At 68.7% G+C, this 402-nt stretch carries 1 protein-coding gene; it reads left to right on the forward strand.

All coding sequences use genetic code 11. From position 1 onward, the window contains the following. The coding region (locus NEV57_RS15890) for a chlorophyll a/b-binding protein (RefSeq protein ID WP_257659294.1) at positions 1-402 on the forward strand (402 nt) is incomplete at both ends.

The following is a 402-nucleotide window of genomic DNA, read 5'->3' on the forward strand; positions in this document are numbered from 1 at the left end:
AACCAACCCAACCGCCGCCGCATCGCCCTCGTTAGAACGATGGCCGCGTCGGCGCTGCACCAGACCACCAGCTTCCTCGGCACCGCCCCTCGCCGGGATGAGCTCGTCCGCCGCGTCGGCGACTCCGGTGGCCGCATCACCATGCGCCGCACCGTCAAGAGCGCGCCCCAGAGCATCTGGTATGGACCTGACCGTCCCAAGTACCTGGGCCCGTTCTCGGAGCAGACGCCATCGTACCTGACCGGAGAGTTCCCGGGAGACTACGGGTGGGACACGGCGGGGCTATCGGCCGACCCGGAGACGTTCGCGAGGAACAGGGAGCTGGAGGTGATCCACTCGCGGTGGGCGATGCTGGGGGCGCTGGGCTGCGTCTTCCCGGAGATCCTGTCCAAGAACGGGGTG

It is taken from the genome of Parapedobacter lycopersici (assembly GCF_024643285.1).
Classification (GTDB): domain Bacteria; phylum Bacteroidota; class Bacteroidia; order Sphingobacteriales; family Sphingobacteriaceae; genus Parapedobacter; species Parapedobacter lycopersici.